The sequence below is a fragment of the Caballeronia sp. S22 genome (genome assembly GCF_964261745.1).
GTDB classification, from domain to species: Bacteria; Pseudomonadota; Gammaproteobacteria; order Burkholderiales; family Burkholderiaceae; genus Caballeronia; species Caballeronia jiangsuensis.
On record NZ_OZ180039.1, the window covers coordinates 1,384,861 to 1,407,193 of the forward strand.

Below are 22,333 nucleotides of genomic sequence, written 5' to 3' on the forward strand. Positions count from 1 at the left end.
AATCGGCGCATCTTTATCGCTTCAATTCGAAGATGCTGTCGATCTCGACCGGAATGCCCATCGGCAACGTGTACACCCCCAGCGCGCTTCGAGCAGGAAGCTTGTCTTGCCCAAACAATGTCAGCAAGAGGTCACTGGCGCCATTGGCTACCTGCGGATGCTGGGTGAACGACTGATCGGCGCGCACGTAGACGGTCAGTCGGCTGCATCTGTCGACGTTGTCGAGCCCGCATGCCTGATCGACGCACGCCAGGATCATGAGCATCGTCAGACGTGCAGCGTGCTGAGCCCTTTCCAGAGACACATCGCCGCCGACTATTCCGACGATCGGCTTGCCATTCTCGAACGGCCCGAGACCGGAGGCATAGAGTTGACTCCCCGAGATGGAAACCGTTCGATAGGAGCCGAGCGGGTCGATGGGTGGCGGCAATTCGAGGCCCGCTTGTGCAAGGCGTTCGGATACGTTCATGTTCGGCTCAGAGTGATGTGATGGAACCATAGAGTAACTCGGTCGATTCCGTTCGACGCAGCGGTACGAACGACTACTTCAGCTCCGTTCCACCCCCGCGCCACGGGCAATCAGGAATTGATCCAGCTGCTCGAACGTCTCGGGCATCGCCTCATCCATTCCTTCGATGGCGATGTCGAGTGCTTCCTTCGACGGATAGAGTTCGCGCATCACCAGCAGCGTCTTGCCATCCTTCTCCTCGAAGGTCACGGTCGTAACGGCGCCGTCCTCGCTTTCCTCGTTGGTCCAGACGAGGCGGGCATTCGGCACGACTTCGAGGTATCTGCCGAAGAACGCCATGGGCGCCGCCGCCCTGGGATGGCAAACTCCAGACGATAGCCGCCGCCGACACGGACATCCTGTTCGCAAGAAAGCAGTGTCGCGCCGCTCGACTTCGGCACCCACCACTGCCTGAACAACTCGGGCGTGGTCCACGCTTCGAACACGAGCCGCGGCGGCGCGTCGAACATTCGCGTGATGACCATCTCGCGATCGGACTTTCGCTCCGTCGTAGTACGGTTGTTCGCGCCGCCGGGCTCATTCTCTCTGCTTGCGACCATCGCGTTTCTCCTTGCGTTTGAGTTCCTCGATGACGGTGTCCAGCGCGTCGAAGCGCGCGGCCCACGTCTGACGGTAGTTCTCGATCCAGGCCGACTCTTCCTCGAGGCGGCGCGAGCCCAGCCTGCAGGTCCGCACGCGCCCCACCTTCTCCGTGGTGACGAGTTCCGCCTGCTCCAGTATCCCGATGTGTTTCCTCATACCGGTCAGGGTCATGTGAAACCGCTCGGCGAGGTCGGTGACGGACGCATCGGCGCGCATCAACTGCTCCAGCACGCCGCGCCGGGTGGGATCGGCCAACGCGGCGAACGAAGCGTCGATTCGGGTTCTTTCAGAATACTGAGCCATATGGTTCAGTATTGCATGTATGTCGAAGGCAGGCAAGCGGACGCTTTCGTGGCGCAAAATCAGACTCATGGGTAACTCGCCGGAATCAGGGGTAAGCAGGATGTCAGCGAGGCGCGGATACTTGAACCGTGGCTTAAGCAACGGATCTCGTTCAGGCATCGCTCATCGAAGGACAATTCATGACCCAGCTCGCTCACCCAGCTCATTCGCTGCTCGCTGAACTCGACGGCTTTCACGTCGAATTCAATTCCGCCGATTCGCGCGCCGACATCGTTCTGGACCGGCCGCCGTTCAACATCGTGTCGATGCATCAGCGCGAGCAATTGCGTCTGACGTTCGAAGCCCTCGACGCCAACGACGCCGTACGGGTGATCGTCGTGCGCGCCAAGGGCGAGCATTTTTCCAGCGGCGGCGATATCAAGGGCTTCATCGAGGCATCGCCCGAGCATGTGGCGAAACTCGCGTGGAATATCGCGTCGCCGGCGCGTTGCAGCAAACCGGTCATCGCGGCGAATCGCGGCTATTGCTTCGGCGTCGGCTTCGAGTTGTCGCTTGCCTGCGATTTCCGCATCGCAACAGAAACGACGCTCTACGCGCTACCCGAACAGAAGCTCGGGCAGATTCCCGGCTCGGGAGGCTCCGCGCGCCTGCAGAAGATGGTGGGCATCGGCCGCACGAAGGACATCGTGATGCGCTCGCGCCGCATCACGGGATCGCAGGCTTATGAATGGGGTATCGCAACGGAGTTCGTCGCCGATGCCGAACTGGAGAGCGCCACGGATTCGCTCGTGCGCGAACTGCTCGCGTTCTCGCCGCTCGCGCAGCGCACCGCGAAGAAGCTTCTGAACGACACGGAAGATGCGCCGCTGTCGGTGGCCATCGAACTGGAAGGGCTCAACTACAGTCGCTTGCGCAGTTCCGACGACTTCCGCGAGGGCGTGGAATCGTTTCATGAAAAACGCAGGGCCGCGTTCAAGGGCTCCTGAACCGGAGCGGGTTTAAACTCGACCGAAAATAAGCCGCGCAAAGCGGCAGCGGCATGGAGTGAGGCAAAACGAGTGTCTAGTGCGATCAAGATCTATCAGGGACGTTTTGGACGAGTGGCGCTGCTCGACATGGATGCGCCGCTCATTCAGCACGCGCATCATCACTGCCATCTTCTGATCAAGGCGGCAGGACCGGACACGTTCTTCGCCGTTCACGATGAACTCCAGCCGCTGACCGGCGACACCGCGGTGCTGATCAATCCGTGGGAGCCGCACGCATATCGTCATATCGAACATGCCGAGCAGCGCACGGTGATTCTCGCGATGTATATCGAGCCGGACTGGCTGACCGCCATTCAGCATCCGCTCGTGAGCGGCGGTCATCCGCGCTTCTTTCCGCAGTCGTGCGTACGCATGTCGAACCATGCGAAGAAGCGCGCCGAAGAGCTCGCGATGGAGATGTGGTGGGCGGACAGCGTCGCCGCCGGGCGTCTGGAAGGGCTGCTCTTCGAACTGATGCTCTCGGTGATCGATCCGAGCCGAAGCTGGCACGAGTCGTCGCGGCAGATGGAGTTGGCGGGCCGGCGTCCGAACGATCCGCGCATCCGCAAGGCTATCGCGTATCTGCGCGAGAACACGGGTGCGGAACCGGACATGAATCGGCTGGCGGAACATTGCGGGCTGTCGCGCGCGCATTTCTTCGCGTTGTTTCATCGCGTCACGGGCGTGACGCCCAACGTGTATCTGAACGTGCTGCGCATGGAAACGGCGATCAACGATTTATCCGCGGGCGCGCATTCGCTGACGGACATCTCATACGATCTGGGATTTTCGGCGCCCGCGCATTTCACGCGCTTCTTCAAGCAGAACCTGGGTATCACGCCGAGCGAGTATCGCCGTGTGGTGCAGTTGTACGAAGCGGATTCCAGGCAAGTACAGATCTGAGCGTAGACACCTCCCCGCGCACGCGATCTCACGCGTGCGTTGAACTGTCGCGTCTGTCACCAAGGCTTGCTTGGCGAAAAAGCATCGGACTGTAAGGTAATTCGCCCGACCGCTTGGTAAGCGATTTTGCGCAGTCGGGCAGTACATTGAATCGACGATGCGATGTGTCTCGCCGCAAGTGCGAGACACGCTCTTACTGAACATCGCGCACAGCCATGCAGGAGACACGTGTGAGCGACACCGATACCGACATCGCCCTGAAGGAACGCAAGACGCCCACGATCGCTTCCGATCGCGACGAAGCGCAAGCGTCGACTCGCCCGTTCGTGGGCCGACCGATGCAACGCCTGGAAGACCCCGCGATTCTCACGGGCCGCGGCCGCTACGGCGACGATATCGCCATCAAGACAGGCACGCTGCACGCCGCCGTGCTCCGCTCGCCTTATGCGCATGCGGAGATCAGAAGCATCGACGTGAGCGCCGCGCTCGCGCACAAGGGCATTCGCGCCGTGCTCACGCGCGACGATGTGCGCGCATGGTCGCAGCCGTTCGTCGTCGGCGTGAAGTCGCCGATGGAGCACTGGGCGCTCGCGATGGATCGCGCGCGCTATAGCGGCGATCCGGTGGCGGTGGTGATCGGCGAGACGCGCGCCATCGCCGAGGACGGGCTCGATCTCGTCAAGGTGGACTATGCGCCGCTGCCGCCGGTGGTATCGATCGAAGCGGCCATCGCCGACGATGCGCCGGTGCTTCACGAGAAGATCGGCAGCAACGTGGTCAGCGACCGCAGCTTTCGTTATGGCGAGCCGGAAGCGGCGTTCGAGAACGCGCCGCATCGCGTGTCGATCACGACGCACTATCCGCGCAACACGTGTGCGCCGATCGAATGCGGCGTCGTGATCGCGGAATGCCTGCCGGGCAACGAAGGCTATGACGTGACCTCGAATTTCATGGGGCCGTTCTCGCTGCACGCGGTCATGTCGATGGCGCTTAAAGTGCCCGCCAATCGTCTGCGTCACAAGGCGCCGCGCGATTCGGGCGGAAGCTTCGGCGTGAAGCAGGCGGTGTTTCCGTATGTCGTGCTCATGTGCCTCGCGTCGAGAAAATGCGGCGCGCCGGTGAAGTGGGTCGAAGACCGCCTCGAACATCTGAGCGCGGCGACCTCCGCGACCGCGCGCTTGGCGACCCTTGAGGCCGCCGTCGAACGCGACGGGCGCATCACGGCGCTGTCCTACGATCAGATCGAGGATTGCGGCGGTTATCTGCGCGCGCCGGAGCCCGCCACGTTCTATCGCATGCATGGATGTCTGACGGGCGCATACGACATTGCGAACCTGCTCGTGCGCAATCGCGTCGCGCTGACGACGAAGACGCCGACCGGACTCGTGCGCGGCTTCGGCGGACCGCAGGTGTATTTCTCGCTGGAGCGCCTGATTCAGCGCATCGCGGAGGAACTGAAGCTCGATGTGCTCGATGTCTATCGCCGCAACTTCGTCAGGGCCGATGCGTTTCCGTATCGCGCGGCAGCGGGCGCGTTGCTCGATTCGGGCAACTATCAGGAAGCGCTGCGGCGTGCGTTGGCGCAGGGCGGCCATGACGAACTGAAGACGCGCCGCGAGATCGCGCGCAGCGAAGGGCGCCTGTATGGCATCGGTTTCGCGGCGATCGTCGAGCCGTCCGTATCGAACATGGGTTACATCACGACGGTCATGCCCGCCGAAGCGCGCCGCAAGGCCGGCCCGAAGAGCGGTGCGATCGCGAGCGCGACCGTGAGCGTCGATCTGATGGGTGGCGTGATCGTCACCATTGCATCGACGCCGGCGGGGCAAGGGCATATGACGGTGTGCGCGCAGGTCGTCGCGGATGTGCTCGGTCTCGATCCGGCGGATATCGTCGTGAACGTCGAATTCGATACGCAGAAGGACGCGTGGTCCGTCGCGGCCGGCAACTATTCGAGCCGGTTCGCCGGTGCGGTCGCGGGCACGGTTCATCTCGCCGCGACGCGCGTGAAGGACAAGCTCGCGCGCATTCTCGCGAAGCAGTTTTCTTGCACGGAGCAGGACGTGTGTTTCGAAGGCGGACGCGTGTACATGCGGCAGGCGCCCGAGAAAGCGTTGCCGTTCGCGCGCGCCGCGAGCAACGCGCCGCATTGGTCGCCCGCTCTCCTGCCCGAAGGCGAGGAGCCGGGGCTGCGCGAAACCGTGTTCTGGAATCCGCCCAACATGACCCCGCCCGATGACGAGGATCGCATCAACACGTCCGCGTGCTACGGCTTCGCGTTCGACATGTGCGGCGTCGAGATCGATCGCGCGACGGGGCGCGTGCGTATCGACCGCTATGTGACGGCGCACGACGCGGGCACGCTGCTCAATCCCGCGCTCGCGGATGGCCAGATTCGCGGCGCGTTCGCGCAGGGCCTGGGCGCGGCGCTGATGGAAGAGTTTCGTTATGGCGCGGACGGCAGCTTTCAGTCGGGCACGCTCGCCGACTATCTGATGCCGACGACATGCGAGGTACCCGATCCAGTCATCGTCCATCTGGAAACGCCTTCGCCATTTACGCCGCTCGGCGCGAAGGGACTCGGCGAAGGCAACAACATGAGCACGCCGCCCTGCATCGCGAATGCAGTGGCCGATGCGCTCGGCGTGGCGGACATTCGCCTGCCGCTCACGCCGGCGAAGGTCATGGCGATGATCGGCATCGACGATCCGCCGCCGTCGCGGCCCGAGTATCGCGAGGCCGCGCCGGCGAAGAAGCCGGTGAGCGGCGGCGGCAAGGCGCTCACCGCGCAGGGCACCGTCGAACTCGAAGCGACGCCCGAGGCCATCTTCGCGGTCTTGATGAACCCCGAGGCGCTCGCGAAGGTCGTGCCGGGCTGTCATGCGCTGGAGACCATCGGACCGAATCAGTATCGCGCCGATGTGACGGTCGGCGTCGGCATGATCAAGGCGCGCTTCGAGGCGAAGATCGGTCTCTCCGACATCGATGCACCGCGTAGCCTGCGTCTCGCGGGCGCGGGCATATCGCCGCTCGGCAGCGCGCAGGGCGAAGGCCTCGTCAGGCTGGAGCCGACCGCGAAAGGCACGCTGCTCGCGTACGACTACGAAGCGCAGGTGTCGGGCAAGGTCGCGGCGGTCGGCGCACGCATGCTCGAAGGCGCGGCGCAGGTGGTATTGCGGCAACTCTTCGAATCGCTTGGCAGACAGGCATCGGGCGAGGCCGTGCGCACGAATGCATCGTGGCTCGGACGCATGCTCGCGAAACTGCGGACGTCGTCATGAAGCCCGCGCCGTTTGCCTATCTGCGCGCGCAGGATACGCGCCACGCGCTCGACGCGCTTGCGCAGGCCGGCGCCGATGCGCGCGTGCTCGCGGGCGGCCAGTCGCTCATGGCCGTGCTCAACATGCGGCTGGCGCAGCCGCGCTGGCTCATCGACATTTCGCGCACCGCGGAACTGAACACGGTGCGCGTGGAGTCGGGACATCTCGTCGTGGGCGCGGCGGCGACGCAAGGCAGCGTCGAATGGCGCAAGACGCTCGACGATGAAGTGCCACTTTTGCGCATGACGTTCCCCCTTATTTCGCATTTTCAGATCAGAAATCGCGGCACCGTATGCGGCTCCATCGCGCATGCGGATCCGAGCGCGGAACTGCCGCTCGCGCTGCTCACGCTCGGCGGCGACGTCACGCTACGTTCCGCGAAGCGCAAGCGCACGTTGAGCGCGGCCGATTTCTTTCAAGGCATGCTGATGACCGCGCGCGAGCCGGATGAACTCGTCGAGTCCGTGCGTTTTCCGCTGAAGAAGCCTGGGCAACGCTTCGGCTTCACGGAATTCTCGGCGCGTCATGGCGATTTCGCGCTGGTCTCGTGCGCGGCCCTCGTCACGGACGATTCGATCCGCATCGGCGTGGGCGGCGTCGCCGACAGGCCCGTGCTCGAGTGCCTGCCGCGTCTCGAAGGCGACGATCTGCGCGGCGCACTGAACGATTTAAGTTGGAAGCTCGGCGCGCGCGACGACGCGAATGTCAGCGCGTCATATCGACGTCATCTCGTGCGCCAGCTCGGATGGCAAGTCATACAGGAGGCGAAGTGAGAAAGACCCAACACGCAGGTTCCGGCGATGCATTGCGCTTCGCGCTTGCAGAAGACACGTCATGCGCCGTGACGCTGGAGCTCAATGGCGTCACGCGTCGCGGCGCATGCGAAACACGCGAGCTGCTGTCCGATTTCCTGCGCCATGAGCTTGGCGCGACCGGCACGCATGTCGGGTGCGAGCATGGCGTGTGCGGCGCGTGCACGGTGCTCGTCGATGGCGTCGCGGCGCGTTCGTGCCTCATGCTCGCGGTGCAGGCGGACGGACGGCGCATCGACACCGTGGAAGGACTGTCCGCGTCGGCGCAGACACTCGGCGATCTTCAGGAAGCGTTCGCGCGTCATCATGCGTTGCAGTGCGGCTTTTGCACGGCGGGCATCCTGATGTCGTGCACGGACTTCCTGCAGCGCGTGCCGAATCCCGATGAGCACGAGGTGCGCGAGATGTTGTCCGGGCACCTGTGCCGATGTACGGGCTATACGCCGATCGTCGCGGCGGTGCTCGACGTGGCGAAGCGGCGTCAGACGCATTCGCGTGAAGAGGAGGCGAGCCATGTTTGATCTCGGCCGCACGTTCATGCAATCGGTGGAGCGCAGCCCGCATGCGCTCGCGCTCGTCGACGGCGATATCGCGCTCACCTACGCGCAATGGTTCGACGAAATCGCCAGGGTCGGGACAGGTCTCCAGGCGCTCGGCCTGACGCGCGGCGATCGTCTGCTGGTCGCGCTGCAAAATCGCTGGGAGATGGCGACGCTGCATTGGGCGTGTCAGTTCACGGGCATCGTCATCGTGCCGTTGAACTGGCGTATCAAGCCCGAGGAGCTCAACTACAGCGTGACCGATGCGGGCGCGCGCGCGATCGTCTATGAAGGCGTTTCCGCGCAAGCCGTGACGCAGAGCGCGGCGGCGCAGGATATCGCGCGCATCGGCCTCGACGACGTCGAGGGTGCGACGCATGCGTTCGATGTGCTTCGAGCGTGCGCGCCTGCGCAGCTTGCCACGCAAGCGTCGGCCGACGACTACTCGGTGATGCTCTACACCTCCGGCACGACCGGCATGGGCAAGGGCGTACCGCGCAGGCATCGGCATGAGCGAGCCGCCGCGCTCGCGCATGTCGCGCAGAATCTCTATCGGCACGGCGAACGCACGCTCGGCGTGATGCCGCTCTATCACACGATGGGCGTGCGCTCGCTGCTCGCGATGGCGCTCGTCGACGGACTCTTCGTCTGCGTGCGGCGATGGAATGCGCAACTCGCGCTCGACTCGATCGAAACGCATGCGTTGACCTGCCTCTATCTCGTGCCGACGCTATATCACGATCTGCTCGCCGCGCCCGGCTTTTCGAGCGCACGCACGCGTTCCGTCACGAAGCTGGGATTCGCGGGCGCGCCGATGAACGACGGCCTGCTCAAGCGCTGCTCGGCCGCGTTCGAGCCCGAGCTATTCGTGAATCATTACGGCTCGTCCGAGGTGTACACGTTCAGCATCGATCAGGACGCGACGAAGAAGCCCGGCAGCGCGGGACGCGCGGGCCTCAACACGCGCCTGCGCGTCGTGAAGCTCGACGCTGCATCGCCCGGACAGCTTGCAGCGCGCGGCGAGGAAGGCCAGATCATCGTCGAACTGCTTGGCGATGAAGCCTTCGAAGGCTATTGGAACCGTCCCGATGCGAACACGAAGTCGTTACGCGACGGCTGGTACTTCACCGGCGATACCGGCTATCTCGATGCGGACGGCGATCTCTACGTCACCGGCCGCGTCGACGACATGATCATCAGCGGCGGCGAGAACATATCGCCGGTCGATATCGAATCGGTATTGTCGCTGCATCCCGCCGTCGATGAAGTGGCCGTCGCGGGCGTGAAGGACGAGCGCTGGGGCCAGAAAGTAGTCGCGTTCGTCAAGCGGTCACATTACGTCGACGAGCGCGCGCTCGACGAGTTTTGCCGCACCTCGGACCTCGTGAACTTCAAGCGTCCGCGTGAATACGTGTTTGTCGATCAGATACCGAAATCGCCCGTCGGAAAGATACTGCGACGCAAGCTTTCGAGCGGCGAATACGAACCGGAGCGATAGGAAACGCCCGTCGCGAGGCATTCAGGCAGGCGAGACGTAAAAATCATATAGATAGGTATCCAAATTAAAATCGGACATGGAGATCGGAAATGGACGAAGTATACCGGCGCGATGAAGTCGCGCAAGATGTGAAGGGAAGTCAGGTGGCGGTCGCCGTCATGGCATCGTGCCTCGGATGGGCGCTCGATCTGTTCGACCTGTTCGTCGTGCTGTTCGTGGCACCAGTGGTGGGGCATCTGTTCTTTCCATCGTCCAATCCGATGCTTTCGCTCGCGGCCGTCTATGCATCGTTCGCCGTCACGTTGTTGATGAGGCCGCTCGGCTCCGCGATCTTCGGTTCCTTTGCCGATCAACACGGACGCAAGCGCGCAATGGTGGTGTCCGTCGTCGGCGTTGGCGTTTCGACGGCCGCATTCGGCATGTTGCCGACCGTTGCACAGGTAGGCATCGTCGCGCCCGCGCTGTTCCTCTTGCTGCGTCTCGTGCAGGGCGTGTTCGTCGGAGGCGTGGTTGCATCGACGCATACGATCGGGACGGAGACGGTCAGTCTCAAGTGGCGCGGTGCGGTGTCCGGGTTCGTCGGCGGCGGTGGCGCGGGACTTGGCGCGTTGCTCGCATCGCTCGTCTATCTGGCGACGACCGCGATCTTTCCGGGCGCGGCGTTCGAGGTGTGGGGCTGGCGCTGCATGTTCTTCGCGGGCATCGTGAGTTCCGTGCTCGGCGTGTTCGTCTTCAACAGGCTTGAGGAATCGCCGCTATGGGCCGAGCTCGCCGCACGAAAGAAGGCGGCCGCGCGCGCGAAAGGCGCGGCGCAGGAAGGGCCGGTCGCTTCGCCATTGCGCGTCTTGTTCTCGAAGAAATATCGCTCGATCCTTTTCGTGAACCTGTTGCTGACCGTCGGCGGAGGCAGCGGCTATTACCTGACGTCGGGATACTTGCCGACGTTCCTCAAGGTCGTCACGCATACGTCGGCGACGAGCGCGGGATGGATTCTGATGTGGTCGAGCGTCGCCGTGGTGATCGCATCGACGGCGGCGGGTCATCTGAGCACGCTGATCGGCCGCAAGCGCAGCTTCATCTGGCTCGGCGTCGCGCGTCTGATCTGCTTTCCGCTGCTCTATCTCGCGATGCCGCATGCGGACGGCGTGTGGCTCATCGGCTTCTATGCGATCGTGTTGAGCGCGCTCGGCAGTGCAGGCTATGCGCCGATCCTCATATTCCTGAACGAACGCTTTCCCACCTCGATACGCGCGTCAGGAACGGGATTGTCGTGGAATCTGGGCTTTGCAGTGGGTGGCATCATGCCGACGGTGGTTTCCGTGGTCGCGAAGTCACCCGTCGATTTGCCGGTCGTGCTCGCAGTCGCGCTCGTCGTGATCAGCGTGCTGTTCCTCATCGGTGCGTTCATCGTGCCTGAAACGATGGGTCGTCTGAACGAAGAAGACTGAAAGATTCGACCCGACTGCCGCGGATTGCGCGGCAGTCGGGTTCATTGCTTCTGCGTATCGGCATCGCCCGCCAGTTGTCTCTGCAATCCATCCAGTACGACATCGATATATCGATCGAAGCTCTGTTCGAGCGCGCGATTCGTTCCTCCCTTCCATCGCACGATGAACGCCTGATTCGACATGCGCGTCATGTTCGCGGTCAACAGCGGAAACTCATCGCGATCGAGCTCCTCGAAGCGCACGCGCAGCCTGTCCTCCCATTCGTCGCGCTCATCGGCGCCGTGGCCGGCGAATTCGAGCGTGACGAATCCGACCATCGCGGTGATCACGGTGTTGTAGACGTGAATCAGTTCTTCCGATTTGAAGCCCGCGGACAACAGCGTTCGAAGCACGGCCTCGACCATCACGGGATTCATACTCGCGTTCGAGATGATCTGCGAACCGAGCAGCGGCGCGACGTTCGGATGCCGCGCGACCGCGCGACGGTAGCGATGAAACAGTTCTTTCAGCCAGTCGCGCCAGCGTCCGGCGGGAAGCGGCCCGGGAATGAGATCGCCTAGCGCGCGCGTGATGACTTCGACCAGCAGTTCGTCGCGGCTCGTGACGTACCAGTAGATGGCGGTCGGATAGACGCCGAGCTCCCGCGCCACATCGCGCAGGCTGAAGTTCGCATAACCCTTTGCGTCGATAAGCGCGAGCGCCGCCTCCACGACGCGTTCCCGCGAAAGCCCCTGGTCGCGCGCGGAGCGGCCCCGTCGCTTCTTTTCCGGCGCTGCCTCTTCCTTTTTCCTCAACGTGACTTCCCGAGTTTGAGTTCGATCGAGCGTCACTCTACTGCAATCGGTGGCGACATGCGACAAGTGCGGGAAAACCCGGCAATTCGCTCGCTTGCACGATTTAATTGTACGGCGTACAGTAAATGCAAATCGACGGCACGGACATCGCGGGCGTACCCGCTTTCTGTCCGGAGAGGGTGACGCTCATGCGAGCGGCGCGACATTCATTTTGATTAGTCATACTACATAAAGGATTGGTCCATGAAGCCCAAGGCGCTTACCTTCGACTACTTCGGCACGCTCGTAGACGTGACGACGGGAGGCATACACGGCATCGAAGCGGTGCTCCAGCAGCTCTCTCTCGATCCAGCGAAGTCCGCCGCCGATGTCTATCTCGACTGGGACATGCGCGCGGTCCAGACCTACCGAAGCCACGCGTATATGCGATATCGCGTGGTCGCGCAGCATGCGCTCACGGGCTGTCTGGAAGCGCTTGCGGAGGGATGCACCGATGGCCGGGACATGGCGGTGCTGACCGAACTGCTGCTCACGCATCTGGTGGAGTCCTCGCCGCCTTTCGACGACGCCGTCGTTTTCCTCGACTGGGCCCGTGAACATTTCGCGCTGATGCCCATCACGAACATGGATACGGACCTATGGAACCGCAGCCGTCTCGTGCGCTACTTCCCGCAAGTGACGACGGCTGAGATGGCGCGGGCCTACAAGCCTTCCGAGACGATCTTCAAGACCGGGCTCGCGACGCTCGGCCTGAATGCCGACGAGATCTTCCATTGCTCGATCGGCACCTGGGCGGACATCGACGGCGCGAAACCGCTCGGCATCCGGGTCGCGTGGATCAATCGCGGCAACGAGCGGCTGGGCGACTGGCAGGCGCGTCCGGATCACGAATTCGCCACGCTCGAACCGGTGCGCGGCGTGCTGGAACGTCTCATCGACCGGTGACAGGAGCACGATCATGCAAATACCAGCAATCAAGACTTTCGTTCTATGCCTGAGCGTGGCGTGCGCGGCGCCGGCCGTCCATGCGGACACGCTCGTGAAGATCGGAGTGGCAGGACCGTTGACGGGCTCGCAGGCCGCAAGCGGCAAGGACAACGAACGCGGCGCCAGGCTGGCGATCGATGACCTGAACGCGCAACATATGACGCTCGGCGGCCAGCCGCTCAGGTTCGAGCTCATTTCGGTGGACGACGAGTCGGACCCGAAAGCCGGCGTGACCGCCGCGCAGAAACTCGTGGACAGCGGGGTGATTGCGGTCATCGGTCACTGGAATTCGGGCGTGACGATTCCCGCGTCGAAGATCTACAACGACGCCAAAGTGATCATGATCACGCCCGCGGCGTCGAACCCGGCGTTGACCGTTCCGGGCTATCCGTACGTGTTTCGTCTCACCACCGACGATAACGTCCTCGGCGCGAGGATGGCGGATTACGCGGCCAATACGCTACATCTGAAGCGCGTCGCCGTGATCGACGATCGCACCGCTTATGGCTCGGGCGTCGCGGATGTGTTCGTCGCCACGGCGAAGAAGCTCGGCATCGACATCGTGACGCGCGAGTACTCGACCGATCACACGGTGGACTTCAAGGCCGTGCTGTCGAAGATCAAGCCGGCGAAACCGGACGGCATCTTCTACGGCGGCTACTACGGTCAGGCCGCCTATCTCGCCCGGCAAATGCGCGATCTCGCGGTCAGCGGCGTACTGATGGGCGGCGACGGGCTGTGCGTCGGCGAATTTCCGCGCCTCGCGGATGGCGCGCTCGACAAGAAAATGTACTGTCCGCAGGGCGGCACGCCGCTCGGCGCGTTACCGGAAGGAAAGCGTTTCGAGACGCGCTTCAAGGCCGCTTACGGCGTGAATCCGGATCAGAAGGGACCGTCGTTCTATGCAGCGACGATGATGATCGGCGACGCGATCTCGTCGGCGCAGTCGCTGTCGCCGGAAGCGCTCGACAAGACGCTGCATCAGACGACCTTCAATACTCTGTTCGGTCAGGTGCGGTTCGATCAGCGCGGCGAATGGATCAAGGCGCCGATGACGGTGTACTGGTCGGCAGGCGGATCGATCGTGCCGGTCGATTGAACGCGGGAGGGATACCGATCATGAACGAACTTCGAACAATCCAGGAAGCGTATGTCCACTGAAAACGCAGTATCGCCACAACTCGACGTAAAAGGTCTCGGCCGTGCCGCGGAGCGCGCCGCCGGCGTCTTCGCGGAGTCGAACCCGAAGAGCGCCGCCGCCCATCTCGATGCGCTTGCTGTCATGCCCGGCGGCAACACGCGCTCGGTGCTGTTCTATGCGCCGTTCCCGCTGACGATCGCGCGCGGCGAAGGCAAGCGCCTGTGGGATCTTGACGGCCACGCCTATACCGATTTCCTCGCCGAATACACGACGGCGATGTACGGCCACAGCCATCCCGTGATACGCGCGGCGATCGTGGAAGCACTCGACAACGGCCTGAATCTGACGGGTCACAACACGCTGGAAGTGCCGCTCGCGCGCCTGTTGCGCGAACGCTTCGAATCGGTCGAGTCCTTGCGCTTCACCAACTCGGGAACCGAGTCGAACCTGATGGCCATCGCTGCATCGCTCATCTTCACGGGGCGCAGGAAAGTCGTCGCGTTCACGGGCGGATATCACGGCGGCGTGCTGACCTTCGGCGGCGGCAACAGTCCCGTGAACGTGCCCCACGAGTTCATCGTCGCGTCGTACAACGATCTGGCCGGCGCGCAGCGGATCTTTGCCGCGCATGGCGACGAAATCGCCGCCGTCATCGTCGAACCGATGCAGGTCGCGGGCGGATGCATCGTCGGCGAACCGGCCTTTCTCGACGGCCTGCGCGATCTGACGCAGCGTCACGGCGCGCTGCTGATCTTCGATGAAGTCGTGACCTCGCGGCTGTCGGGCGGCGGGCGGCAGGCGCTGCTCGGGATCAGGCCCGACCTCACGACGTTCGGCAAGTACATCGGCGGCGGCATGTCGTTCGGCGCATTCGGCGGCCGGGCGGACGTGATGGCGCAATTCGATCCGCGCAGGCCCGGCGCGACGCCGCACGCGGGCACCTTCAACAACAACGTGCTGTCGATGTCGGCGGGTCACGCGGGCCTGTCGCGGCTCTATACGCCGGGCGCTGCCGCCGCGCTCAGCGAAAAGGGCGAGCGGCTGCGCGCGCGATTGAACGGGCTATGTCGAGAGCGCGGCGTGGCGATGCAGTTCACGGGTATCGGATCGTTGATGAATCTGCATGCCGGCGTGCATCCGATCCATTCGGTGGATGACTTCATCGAAGGCGAGTCGCCGCTCAAGGACCTGTTCTTCTTTCACATGCTGGAGCGCGGCTGCTATGTCGCACGGCGCGGCTTCATCGTGCTGACGCTCGCGCACGACGAAGGCGATCTCGAGCGCTTCGCGCAAGCGGTGGCGTCGTTCGTCGATCGTCATGAAGCGCTGTTGCGCGCACGCTAGATCATTCATGGAGACATCGTTGAATTCCGCTCAGTCACCGGCCAAAACGAAGCGTCTGCGCAGCCGCCGCTGGTTCGACGACCCGTCGAATCCCGGCATGACCGCGCTCTACCTCGAGCGCTACATGAACTTCGGCATCACGCGCGAGGAGTTGCAGTCGGGCAAGCCGATCGTGGGCATTGCGCAGACCGGCTCGGATCTCGCGCCGTGCAACCGGCACCATCTCGAACTGGCGAAGCGCGTGCGCGACGGCATTCGCGACGCGGGCGGCATTCCGCTCGAGTTTCCCGTGCATCCGATCCAGGAAACCGGCAAGCGTCCGACGGCCGCGCTGGACCGCAATCTCGCGTATCTCGGTCTCGTCGAAGTGCTGCACGGTTATCCGCTCGATGGCGTCGTGCTCACGGCCGGTTGCGACAAGACCACGCCCGCCTGCCTGATGGCGGCGGCGACGGTCAACATTCCGTCGATCGTGCTGTCGGGCGGGCCGATGCTCGACGGCTGGCATCGCGGCAAGCTGGCGGGCTCGGGCACGGTCGTGTGGGAGGCGCGCAAGGAACTCGCGACCGGGCAGATCGACTACGACACGTTCATGGAGAAAGTGGCTTCGTCCGCGCCATCCGCCGGGCATTGCAATTCGATGGGCACCGCGCTTTCGATGAACGCGCTCGCCGAGGCGCTCGGCATGTCGCTGCCCGGTTGCGCATCGGTGCCCGCGCCGTACCGCGAGCGCGGCTGGTTCGCCTACGAGACGGGCAGGCGCATCGTGCCGATGATCGCGGAGAACCTGCGGCCATCGGAGATCATGACGCACGAGGCGTTCGAGAACGCGGTGGCGGTGGCGGCTGCCATCGGCGCGTCGTCGAATTGCCCGATCCATATGATCGCGATTGCGCGTCACATCGGCGTGGACCATACGCTCGACGACCGGCAACGCGTAGGCGCGCAGATTCCGTTGCTGGTCGATTGCCAGCCGGCCGGGCGCTTTCTCGGCGAGGCGTTCCATCGCGCCGGGGGCGTGCCTGGCGTGATGCGCGAGCTGCTGCACGCGGGCCGGCTTCATCGCAATGCGATGACCGTGACGGGACGCACGCTCGCGGAGAACCTCGCCGATATCTTGGAACCCGACCGCGAAGTGATTCGCGCCTTCGATACACCGCTGAAGGCGGCAGGCGGTCACGTCGTGCTGCGCGGCAATCTGTTCGATAACGCCGTGATGAAAGTCAGCGTGATCGACGCGCGCTTTCGCGAGCGCTTTCTCTCGAACGCCGCCGATCCGGACGCGTTCGAGGTGAAGGCAGTCGTTTTCGAAGGCCCGGAGGACTATCACGCGCGCATCGACGATCCTGCGCTCGACATCGACGAACACTCGATCCTGGTCATGCGCAATTGCGGCCCGGTGGGTTATCCGGGCGGCGCGGAAGTGGTCAACATGCAGCCGCCCGCCGCGCTGATCCGGCGCGGCATCGACACGCTTCCGACCATGGGCGATGGCCGTCAGAGCGGGACGTCGGGCAGTCCGTCGATTCTGAACGTGTCGCCGGAAAGTGCGGTAGGCGGCGGGCTTGCGCTGCTCAGGACCGGCGATCGCCTGCGTATCGATCTCGGCGCGCGGCGTGTCGATCTGCTCGTATCCGCCGATGAACTCGCCGCGCGACGTGCCGCATGGAGGCGGCCCGAACTCGCGAACCAGACGCCGTGGGAAGCCATCTATCGAAGCATGGTGGGGCAGCAGGGCAGCGGCGCGTGTCTCGAACCGGCGACGCTCTTTCTGAACATCGTCGAGGCGCGCGGCGAAGCGCGTGACAACCATTGACGGAGCGCGCATGAATCGACTGGACAGCGCGCAGGGGCCGCGCGTGGGCATCGTGACGGGCGCGGGCTCGGGCATCGGCCGTGCGGCTGCAATCGAATTGCTGCGCGACGGCTGGTCCATCGCGCTGCTCGGCAGGCGGCGCGAGCCGCTCTTCGAGATCGCGCATGACCCCGAGTTCGCGGGCCGCGCGCTCGCGCTATCGTGCGACGTGTCGGATGCGACGGCGGTGGCTTCGTCGTTCGATGCCGTCGTCGCGCATTTCGGCCGGCTCGACCTGCTGTTCAACAATGCGGGCGTCGGCAATCCGCCCGGACCGTTCGATGCGTGGACAGCGGAGCAATGGCGCGGGGTCGTCGACGTGAACCTCAACGGCATGTTCTTTTGCCTGCAGCGCGCGTTCCGGATCATGTCGGCGCAGACGCCGCGCGGCGGCCGCATTATCAACAACGGTTCGCTGTCGGCCTGGGCGCCGCGGCCCAATTCGACGGCCTACACGGCGACCAAGCATGCCGTCACGGGCCTCACGCGCTGCGCGTCGCTCGACGGCCGCGCGCATGACATTGCCGTCGGCCAGATCGATGTCGGCAATGCGCACAGCGCGCTGGCATCGGCGATGGCGCGCGGCGTGCCGCAAGCGAACGGCGAGCTCGCAGCCGAGCCGCTGATCGACGCGGCGATAGTCGGGCGCTCGGTCGCGTATCTTGCGAGTTTGCCGCCCGATGCCAACGTGTTGTTCCATACGATCATGGCGACAAAGATGCCGTTCGTCGGCAGAGGCTGATCCGGCTGTGTGCGCGCTGCGCCGGTCCGCGCCGACCTCGACTCGATAGGCCCGGTTCGCTGCAAAATCGTCCAATACTTTTGGCAATGGAATGCCTAGCATGCTCTCTAAGGTCGATTTTCAGGAGAGAGACATTGCTGTTGCATACCGAAGCAATCGAGGCGGACGCGCAGAAAGTGCCGCCAAAGCTGGAGCGTTGTGTGATCGTCGTCGATGAAGCGTTGCCGCCGGGCAAGGCATCGAACGCTGCGGCAGTCGTCGCGTTCACCCTGGGCCAGCGCCACAGCCGTCTCGTCGGTGCGCCTTTGGTCGAGCGGGACGGCACGGCGCATCCGGGCCTCATTCCCATCGGCATTCCGGTATTGAAGGCAACCGCTCTTCAACTGAGCGAGCTTCGCAAGAAATCGCTCGCCCAGTGTGACGTTGTGGACTTTCCCGTGCAAGGGCAGGCCACCACGGATTACGCCATGTTCCTCGAAGCCGTCGAGGCGCACGCCGGCGAATCGCTTCAATATCTGGCGGTCGGACTGGTCGGCCCGAGGAACCGTGTCAGCAAACTGGTCGGCGGTTTTTCGCTGTTTGCATGATGGAAGCGCGGATTACATCGGAGCGCATCGGTCAGATCTGGTCGGTCAGTTTGAACCGCCCCGACAAGCGAAACGCGCTCGACGGTCTGATGTTCGATGCGCTGGCGAACTCGCTGCGCCTCGCACAGGGCGACGAACGCGTGCACTGCGTGCTTCTGCAAGGAACCGGCGAGAGCTTCTGCGCGGGGCACGACACCGCTGCGTTCCATACACTGTGGCCGCAAGCCGAAGACGGTGCGATCCGGCGATGCATCGTGGCGTTCGCCGAGCAGCCCAAGCCGCTGATTGCCGCTGTCAATGGCGCGGCTGTTGGATTCGGCGCCACGATGCTGTTACACGCGGACTGGGTGGCCGCCGGCGAAAGCGCGACCTTCCGGTTTCCGTTTTCCGATCTCGGTATCGTGCCCGAAGCGGGAGCGACTGCGTTGCTGGCTCGCAGGGTAGGCGATCTCGCGGCACGCGACTGGCTGATGAGCGGCCGCGCGGTAACGGCATCGGAAGCCTTGCGGCACGGATTTGTGTCCCGCGTAGTACCTGACGCGGACGTGCGCGCCGTTGCAAACGAATACGCCCAGCGCCTCGCCGCTAAACCGCCGGGTGCTTTGCAGACCACGCGGCGTTTGATTCTGGAAGGCGCTACGTTATCGGCGCGAGAGGCGATCGAGCGGGAGTTCTTCCCTCTCAATGCCTTCATTCCGGCGTGCATCTGGAGATCGATTCCTCATGGCTAAAGTCCACCTTGTTCACGCTCACCCCGAGCCGCACTCGTTCTGTTCAGCAATGGCCCGCGAAGCCGAACGCGTACTGAAGTTACGCGGCCACGATGTGAGCTTCTCTGACCTGTATGCGCTCAACTTTGATCCCGTGGTTCGCGCCAGCGAGTTCACCGAGCGCGCCAACAACGACTATCTGGTCTATGCACTGGAGCAACGGCACGCGCTCGAGCACGATGCGCTTGCACCCGACGTGCGGCGAGAGGTCGAGGCGTTGCTGGCCAGCGACACGCTCATGCTGGTGTTTCCGCTTTACTGGTTCTCGGTGCCTGCGCTCATCAAGGGCTGGATCGACCGCTGCTTTCTGTCGGGCGCGATGTATGGCGGCAAGCGCATCTACGGTCGCGGCGGCATGGTCGGCAAGCGCGCCGTGATCGGCGTGACATTGGGTGGCCGGGAGCACATGTTCGGCGCGCAAGGCATTCATGGCGAACTGGCGAGCGGCATGCTGCGTCATCTGCTGCAAGGCACGCTGGGATATGTGGGCTATGAAGTGGTCGAGCCGTTCTTCGCCTGGCACGTTCCCTATTGCTCGGACGCCGAGCGGGCCGACACATTGACGCGCTGGCGCGGCTTCATCGATAGCCACGACACGCGACCGCGCATCGCGATGCCGCTGCTCCAGGATTATGATGACGTGTTCAGAGCACTTCCACGGACGGTTTCATCATGAAAGCTGCATCGGCGATTCGTTCGGTCAAGGTCTGGCGCGCGCCCGACGTCATGGACGCCGTCATGCTGAAGGGCCAGTTCGTCGGTCACCGGTATCCGCCGCACGCGCACGATACGCATTGCCTCGCCGTCATTACCAGCGGGGAATTGGCGGTCGAGGTTCGGGGACAGCGACGCATATGTCGGCGCGGTGATGTCATCGTCATCGATGCCGACGTGGTGCATTCAGGCGCCGCCGCCGGTGACGGCCAATGGAAGATGCGCGTCGAACACGTGCAGCCTGCGGAACTGGCCGCCTACTGTGACCGGCTTGGCATTCCACGGCGCGAGCGATTCGAGCTGGAGAACCCGTTTGTCGTCGACAATGCGTTGTCGCGGCACCTCTACGGCGTGAACTGGTGTTCCGAGAAAAACGACGATCCTTTCAAGCGCAGCGAGGCGCTGGCCTGCGCTATCGTCGGCTTGTACGCGCGCCAGCCTGGGCGCTCCGGTGACCTGCCCTCAGTGCGAAGCGAGCCTGCTCTGGTACGTGCAATAAGGCGTCGCTTGCGCGAAGACCTTCATGCGAGGGTGACGTTGTCGACGCTTGCGTCGGAGTTCGGCGTTACGCCGTTCGTGCTGTTACGCGCTTTCGTGCGCGAGGCGGGACTGAGTCCCCATGCCTTTCAGCAGCAGGAACGCTTACGTGCAGCGATGCCGATGCTGCGCGACGGCAGGCCTATCGCAGAAGTCGGCGCCCGAACCGGCTTTGCGGATCAGTCCCACTTCACGCGCGTCTTCAAGCAGCAGACCGGCGTGACACCGAAGATCTATCAGGCTGCGTTTTCTTGAATCGTTCGACGAATATTCGGTCATAGCGAGCGTGTGACGGTCATCGCGCGGCCAATGCCGCCGCCAGGCCATTTCCGCTTTAAACCCCCTTCGAACCCACCGCATGGCATGACCGATAAAATCGTGCGAATCACTCACGGTTAATGCCATGCCGCTCAATCCCGATTCCCCTCTCGCACGTCTCATGAATGCTCCGGTGAGGCCGGGCAAAGTCGTATGGATAGGCTTGCGCGGCGCGCGGCGCGAGCCGCTCGACGTGGTCGAATTCGCGCTCGCGCTGGCGGACGGCGGTCTCGAAGGCGATCACTACAGCCGCAAGGGCGGCAACCGGCAAGTGACGCTGATTCAGGCGGAGAGCCTGCGCGCGATAGCGAGCCACCTCGGTCTCGATGACGTTTCGCCCCTGGATTTGCGGCGCAATATCGTCACGGTGGGCTTGAATCTTCACGCGCTGAAGGACCGGCGCTTTCGTATCGGCGGCGCGGTGCTGGAAGCGAGCGGGGAATGTCATCCGTGCTCGCGCATGGAAGAGGCGTTCGGCGTGGGTGGCTATAACGCGGTGCGCGGATTCGGCGGTATCACGGCGCGCGTCGTCGAAGGCGGCAGGATCGATCTTTCGAGCGTGATTGCGCCGCTGAACTGATCGTGATACAGGCGAACAGCGTTTTCGAGGTCGAGCGGGATTACGTGTATCGTCGTTCCTGCTACCGTGCGTCGGCGCGCGCAAGTCATGCCGGCCCGCTTCTCCAGGAGACATCTCATGTGCCGCTGGCTCGCCTATTCCGGCAAACCGCTTCAGCTCGAAACCGTACTGTTCAACGCGAAGCACTCGCTGATCGATCAAAGCCTGCATTCGCGGCTTGGCCACACGACGACCAACGGCGATGGCTTCGGAATCGGCTGGTACGGGCATCCGACCGACATTCCGTTTCGCTATCGCTGTATCCAGCCGGCATGGAGCGATCGCAATCTGCGTGAAGCCGCGCGCGCGATTCACGCGCCGCTGTTCGTTGCGCATATTCGCGCGGCGACCGGTACGCCGTCGCAGGAAACCAACTGTCATCCGTTTCGTCACGGCCGGTGGCTGTTTGCACACAACGGCCTCGTGCGCAACTTTCCGGTGATGCGCCGCGATCTCATGGTTGCGATCGCACCGGAGCTATTCCCGTCGATCGAAGGATCGACCGATTCCGAAGTGCTGTTCTTCCTCGCGCTCACATTCGGTCTGGAACTGGCGCCTGTCAGCGCGCTCAAGCGAATGGTGGCGTTTGTCGAGGAAACCGGCCGCCGCCACGGCGTGGAGAATCCGCTGAACATGACCATCTGCGCAACCGACGGCGAGCAGATCGTCGCGGTGCGCTATTCGAGCGAAAGAGAGTCGCGCTCGCTGTTTCACAACACGTCGTTCCGTCATCTGCACGAGTTGTATCCCGACGATCCACGCATCGCGATGGCCGGGGAAGATGCGTTTCTGGTTCTGTCGGAGCCGCTCGGCGATTTGCCGGGATGGTGGCAGGAGATTCCGGAGAGCACGGTAGTCGTGGCGCAAGGCGGCGAGATCGAGCAGTTTCCTTTCGAGCCGCAAGCGGCATGAGTGGCTCGGGCGGGATCTCGAGTCAGCTCGCCGGCCCGCTCATTCCAGCCT

21 protein-coding genes and 1 pseudogene are annotated in these 22,333 nt (G+C 63.6%); 18 read left to right on the forward strand and 4 right to left on the reverse strand.

Annotation, left to right across the window (positions count from 1 at the left end; translation table 11 throughout):
• Nucleotides 1–13: 13 nt before the first annotated feature.
• The 3 genes and pseudogenes from ACEN42_RS37935 to ACEN42_RS37945 form a co-directional block, all read right to left on the reverse strand.
• The gene (locus tag ACEN42_RS37935; protein WP_371882675.1) at nucleotides 14–469 is read right to left on the reverse strand and encodes a RidA family protein; all 456 of its coding nucleotides are present in this window, start codon (nucleotides 467–469) and stop codon (nucleotides 14–16) included.
• A 78-nt stretch (nucleotides 470–547) separates the two neighbouring features.
• Nucleotides 548–1,068: pseudogene (locus tag ACEN42_RS37940) on the reverse strand (SRPBCC family protein).
• Nucleotides 1,046–1,414, reverse strand: coding sequence for an ArsR/SmtB family transcription factor (locus tag ACEN42_RS37945; protein ID WP_371883203.1), 369 nt, complete (start codon nucleotides 1,412–1,414; stop codon nucleotides 1,046–1,048). Before ACEN42_RS37945 ends, ACEN42_RS37940 begins: the two are co-directional and overlap by 23 nt.
• A gap of 179 nt (nucleotides 1,415–1,593) precedes the next feature.
• Between ACEN42_RS37945 and ACEN42_RS37950 the strand changes: the two genes are divergently transcribed.
• The 7 genes from ACEN42_RS37950 to ACEN42_RS37980 all read left to right on the forward strand — a co-directional run bounded on the left by ACEN42_RS37950 (nucleotide 1,594) and on the right by ACEN42_RS37980 (nucleotide 10,962).
• Nucleotides 1,594–2,400 carry an enoyl-CoA hydratase/isomerase family protein gene (locus tag ACEN42_RS37950; RefSeq protein WP_371882676.1) on the forward strand — a complete coding sequence of 269 codons (807 nt, stop codon included), beginning with the start codon at nucleotides 1,594–1,596 and terminating at the stop codon, nucleotides 2,398–2,400.
• Nucleotides 2,401–2,472: 72 nt separating this feature from the next.
• The gene (locus ACEN42_RS37955) at nucleotides 2,473–3,345 is read left to right on the forward strand and encodes an AraC family transcriptional regulator (protein ID WP_187603508.1); all 873 of its coding nucleotides are present in this window, start codon (nucleotides 2,473–2,475) and stop codon (nucleotides 3,343–3,345) included.
• Nucleotides 3,346–3,626: 281 nt separating this feature from the next.
• Entirely contained in the window at nucleotides 3,627–6,626 is a 3,000-nt protein-coding gene (locus tag ACEN42_RS37960) for a molybdopterin cofactor-binding domain-containing protein (RefSeq protein WP_371883204.1), read from the forward strand.
• Nucleotides 6,623–7,438 carry a xanthine dehydrogenase family protein subunit M gene (locus ACEN42_RS37965; protein ID WP_371882677.1) on the forward strand — a complete coding sequence of 272 codons (816 nt, stop codon included), beginning with the start codon at nucleotides 6,623–6,625 and terminating at the stop codon, nucleotides 7,436–7,438. Before ACEN42_RS37960 ends, ACEN42_RS37965 begins: the two co-directional genes overlap by 4 nt.
• Nucleotides 7,435–7,998 carry a (2Fe-2S)-binding protein gene (locus ACEN42_RS37970; RefSeq protein WP_371882678.1) on the forward strand — a complete coding sequence of 188 codons (564 nt, stop codon included), beginning with the start codon at nucleotides 7,435–7,437 and terminating at the stop codon, nucleotides 7,996–7,998. The genes ACEN42_RS37965 and ACEN42_RS37970 overlap by 4 nt, the downstream gene beginning before the upstream one ends.
• Nucleotides 7,991–9,514, forward strand: a complete 1,524-nt coding sequence (locus ACEN42_RS37975) for an AMP-binding protein (RefSeq protein WP_371882679.1) — start codon at nucleotides 7,991–7,993, stop codon at nucleotides 9,512–9,514. Before ACEN42_RS37970 ends, ACEN42_RS37975 begins: the two co-directional genes overlap by 8 nt.
• Nucleotides 9,515–9,603: 89 nt before the next feature.
• Nucleotides 9,604–10,962 carry an MFS transporter gene (locus tag ACEN42_RS37980; protein WP_035498085.1) on the forward strand — a complete coding sequence of 453 codons (1,359 nt, stop codon included), beginning with the start codon at nucleotides 9,604–9,606 and terminating at the stop codon, nucleotides 10,960–10,962.
• 41 nt (nucleotides 10,963–11,003) lie between these two features.
• On the opposite strand, the gene ACEN42_RS37985 is transcribed toward ACEN42_RS37980, so the two are convergent.
• Entirely contained in the window at nucleotides 11,004–11,756 is a 753-nt protein-coding gene (locus tag ACEN42_RS37985) for a TetR/AcrR family transcriptional regulator (RefSeq protein WP_035498086.1), read from the reverse strand.
• A 243-nt stretch (nucleotides 11,757–11,999) separates the two neighbouring features.
• On the opposite strand from ACEN42_RS37985, the gene ACEN42_RS37990 reads away from it, so the two are divergent.
• The 11 genes from ACEN42_RS37990 to ACEN42_RS38040 all read left to right on the forward strand — a co-directional run bounded on the left by ACEN42_RS37990 (nucleotide 12,000) and on the right by ACEN42_RS38040 (nucleotide 22,282).
• Nucleotides 12,000–12,701, forward strand: a complete 702-nt coding sequence (locus tag ACEN42_RS37990) for a hydrolase (RefSeq protein ID WP_371882680.1) — start codon at nucleotides 12,000–12,002, stop codon at nucleotides 12,699–12,701.
• A 13-nt stretch (nucleotides 12,702–12,714) separates the two neighbouring features.
• A complete protein-coding gene (locus tag ACEN42_RS37995) occupies nucleotides 12,715–13,842 on the forward strand; it encodes a branched-chain amino acid ABC transporter substrate-binding protein (protein WP_371882681.1) in 1,128 nt (375 codons plus the stop codon).
• A 51-nt stretch (nucleotides 13,843–13,893) separates the two neighbouring features.
• Nucleotides 13,894–15,228 carry an aspartate aminotransferase family protein gene (locus tag ACEN42_RS38000; RefSeq protein ID WP_371882682.1) on the forward strand — a complete coding sequence of 445 codons (1,335 nt, stop codon included), beginning with the start codon at nucleotides 13,894–13,896 and terminating at the stop codon, nucleotides 15,226–15,228.
• 7 nt (nucleotides 15,229–15,235) lie between these two features.
• Nucleotides 15,236–17,044, forward strand: coding sequence for an IlvD/Edd family dehydratase (locus ACEN42_RS38005; RefSeq protein WP_371882683.1), 1,809 nt, complete (start codon nucleotides 15,236–15,238; stop codon nucleotides 17,042–17,044).
• 10 nt (nucleotides 17,045–17,054) lie between these two features.
• Nucleotides 17,055–17,825 (forward strand): SDR family oxidoreductase, encoded by a 771-nt coding sequence (locus ACEN42_RS38010; protein WP_371882684.1) that lies wholly within the window; start codon nucleotides 17,055–17,057, stop codon nucleotides 17,823–17,825.
• Nucleotides 17,826–17,965: 140 nt separating this feature from the next.
• A complete protein-coding gene (locus ACEN42_RS38015; RefSeq protein WP_371883205.1) occupies nucleotides 17,966–18,412 on the forward strand; it encodes a DUF2000 domain-containing protein in 447 nt (148 codons plus the stop codon).
• Complete coding sequence (locus ACEN42_RS38020) at nucleotides 18,409–19,143, forward strand: enoyl-CoA hydratase/isomerase family protein (RefSeq protein WP_371882685.1); 735 nt, start codon at nucleotides 18,409–18,411, stop codon at nucleotides 19,141–19,143. Before ACEN42_RS38015 ends, ACEN42_RS38020 begins: the two co-directional genes overlap by 4 nt.
• Nucleotides 19,136–19,858, forward strand: a complete 723-nt coding sequence (locus tag ACEN42_RS38025; protein ID WP_371882686.1) for an NAD(P)H-dependent oxidoreductase — start codon at nucleotides 19,136–19,138, stop codon at nucleotides 19,856–19,858. Before ACEN42_RS38020 ends, ACEN42_RS38025 begins: the two co-directional genes overlap by 8 nt.
• Complete coding sequence (locus ACEN42_RS38030; RefSeq protein ID WP_371882687.1) at nucleotides 19,855–20,688, forward strand: AraC family transcriptional regulator; 834 nt, start codon at nucleotides 19,855–19,857, stop codon at nucleotides 20,686–20,688. Before ACEN42_RS38025 ends, ACEN42_RS38030 begins: the two co-directional genes overlap by 4 nt.
• Nucleotides 20,689–20,836: 148 nt before the next feature.
• A complete protein-coding gene (locus ACEN42_RS38035; RefSeq protein WP_371882688.1) occupies nucleotides 20,837–21,331 on the forward strand; it encodes an MOSC domain-containing protein in 495 nt (164 codons plus the stop codon).
• Between the two features lie 117 nt (nucleotides 21,332–21,448).
• Nucleotides 21,449–22,282, forward strand: coding sequence for a class II glutamine amidotransferase (locus tag ACEN42_RS38040; RefSeq protein WP_187603492.1), 834 nt, complete (start codon nucleotides 21,449–21,451; stop codon nucleotides 22,280–22,282).
• Nucleotides 22,283–22,333 lie beyond the last annotated feature (51 nt).

Bases quoted from the DNA above. Each gene is read 5' to 3' on its own strand.
- ACEN42_RS37965 (WP_371882677.1), top strand. From the start codon at position 6,623: ATGAAGCCCGCGCCGTTTGCCTATCTGCGCGCGCAGGATACGCGCCAC.
- ACEN42_RS38035 (WP_371882688.1), top strand. From the start codon at position 20,837: ATGCCGCTCAATCCCGATTCCCCTCTCGCACGTCTCATGAATGCTCCG.
- ACEN42_RS37995 (WP_371882681.1), top strand. From the start codon at position 12,715: ATGCAAATACCAGCAATCAAGACTTTCGTTCTATGCCTGAGCGTGGCG.
- ACEN42_RS37950 (WP_371882676.1), top strand. From the start codon at position 1,594: ATGACCCAGCTCGCTCACCCAGCTCATTCGCTGCTCGCTGAACTCGAC.
- ACEN42_RS37945 (WP_371883203.1), bottom strand. From the start codon at position 1,414: ATGGCTCAGTATTCTGAAAGAACCCGAATCGACGCTTCGTTCGCCGCG.
- ACEN42_RS38040 (WP_187603492.1), top strand. From the start codon at position 21,449: ATGTGCCGCTGGCTCGCCTATTCCGGCAAACCGCTTCAGCTCGAAACC.
- ACEN42_RS38005 (WP_371882683.1), top strand. From the start codon at position 15,236: ATGGAGACATCGTTGAATTCCGCTCAGTCACCGGCCAAAACGAAGCGT.
- ACEN42_RS37935 (WP_371882675.1), bottom strand. From the start codon at position 469: ATGAACGTATCCGAACGCCTTGCACAAGCGGGCCTCGAATTGCCGCCA.
- ACEN42_RS37990 (WP_371882680.1), top strand. From the start codon at position 12,000: ATGAAGCCCAAGGCGCTTACCTTCGACTACTTCGGCACGCTCGTAGAC.
- ACEN42_RS37980 (WP_035498085.1), top strand. From the start codon at position 9,604: ATGGACGAAGTATACCGGCGCGATGAAGTCGCGCAAGATGTGAAGGGA.
- ACEN42_RS38000 (WP_371882682.1), top strand. From the start codon at position 13,894: ATGTCCACTGAAAACGCAGTATCGCCACAACTCGACGTAAAAGGTCTC.
- ACEN42_RS38010 (WP_371882684.1), top strand. From the start codon at position 17,055: ATGAATCGACTGGACAGCGCGCAGGGGCCGCGCGTGGGCATCGTGACG.
- ACEN42_RS38020 (WP_371882685.1), top strand. From the start codon at position 18,409: ATGATGGAAGCGCGGATTACATCGGAGCGCATCGGTCAGATCTGGTCG.
- ACEN42_RS38030 (WP_371882687.1), top strand. From the start codon at position 19,855: ATGAAAGCTGCATCGGCGATTCGTTCGGTCAAGGTCTGGCGCGCGCCC.
- ACEN42_RS37975 (WP_371882679.1), top strand. From the start codon at position 7,991: ATGTTTGATCTCGGCCGCACGTTCATGCAATCGGTGGAGCGCAGCCCG.
- ACEN42_RS38025 (WP_371882686.1), top strand. From the start codon at position 19,136: ATGGCTAAAGTCCACCTTGTTCACGCTCACCCCGAGCCGCACTCGTTC.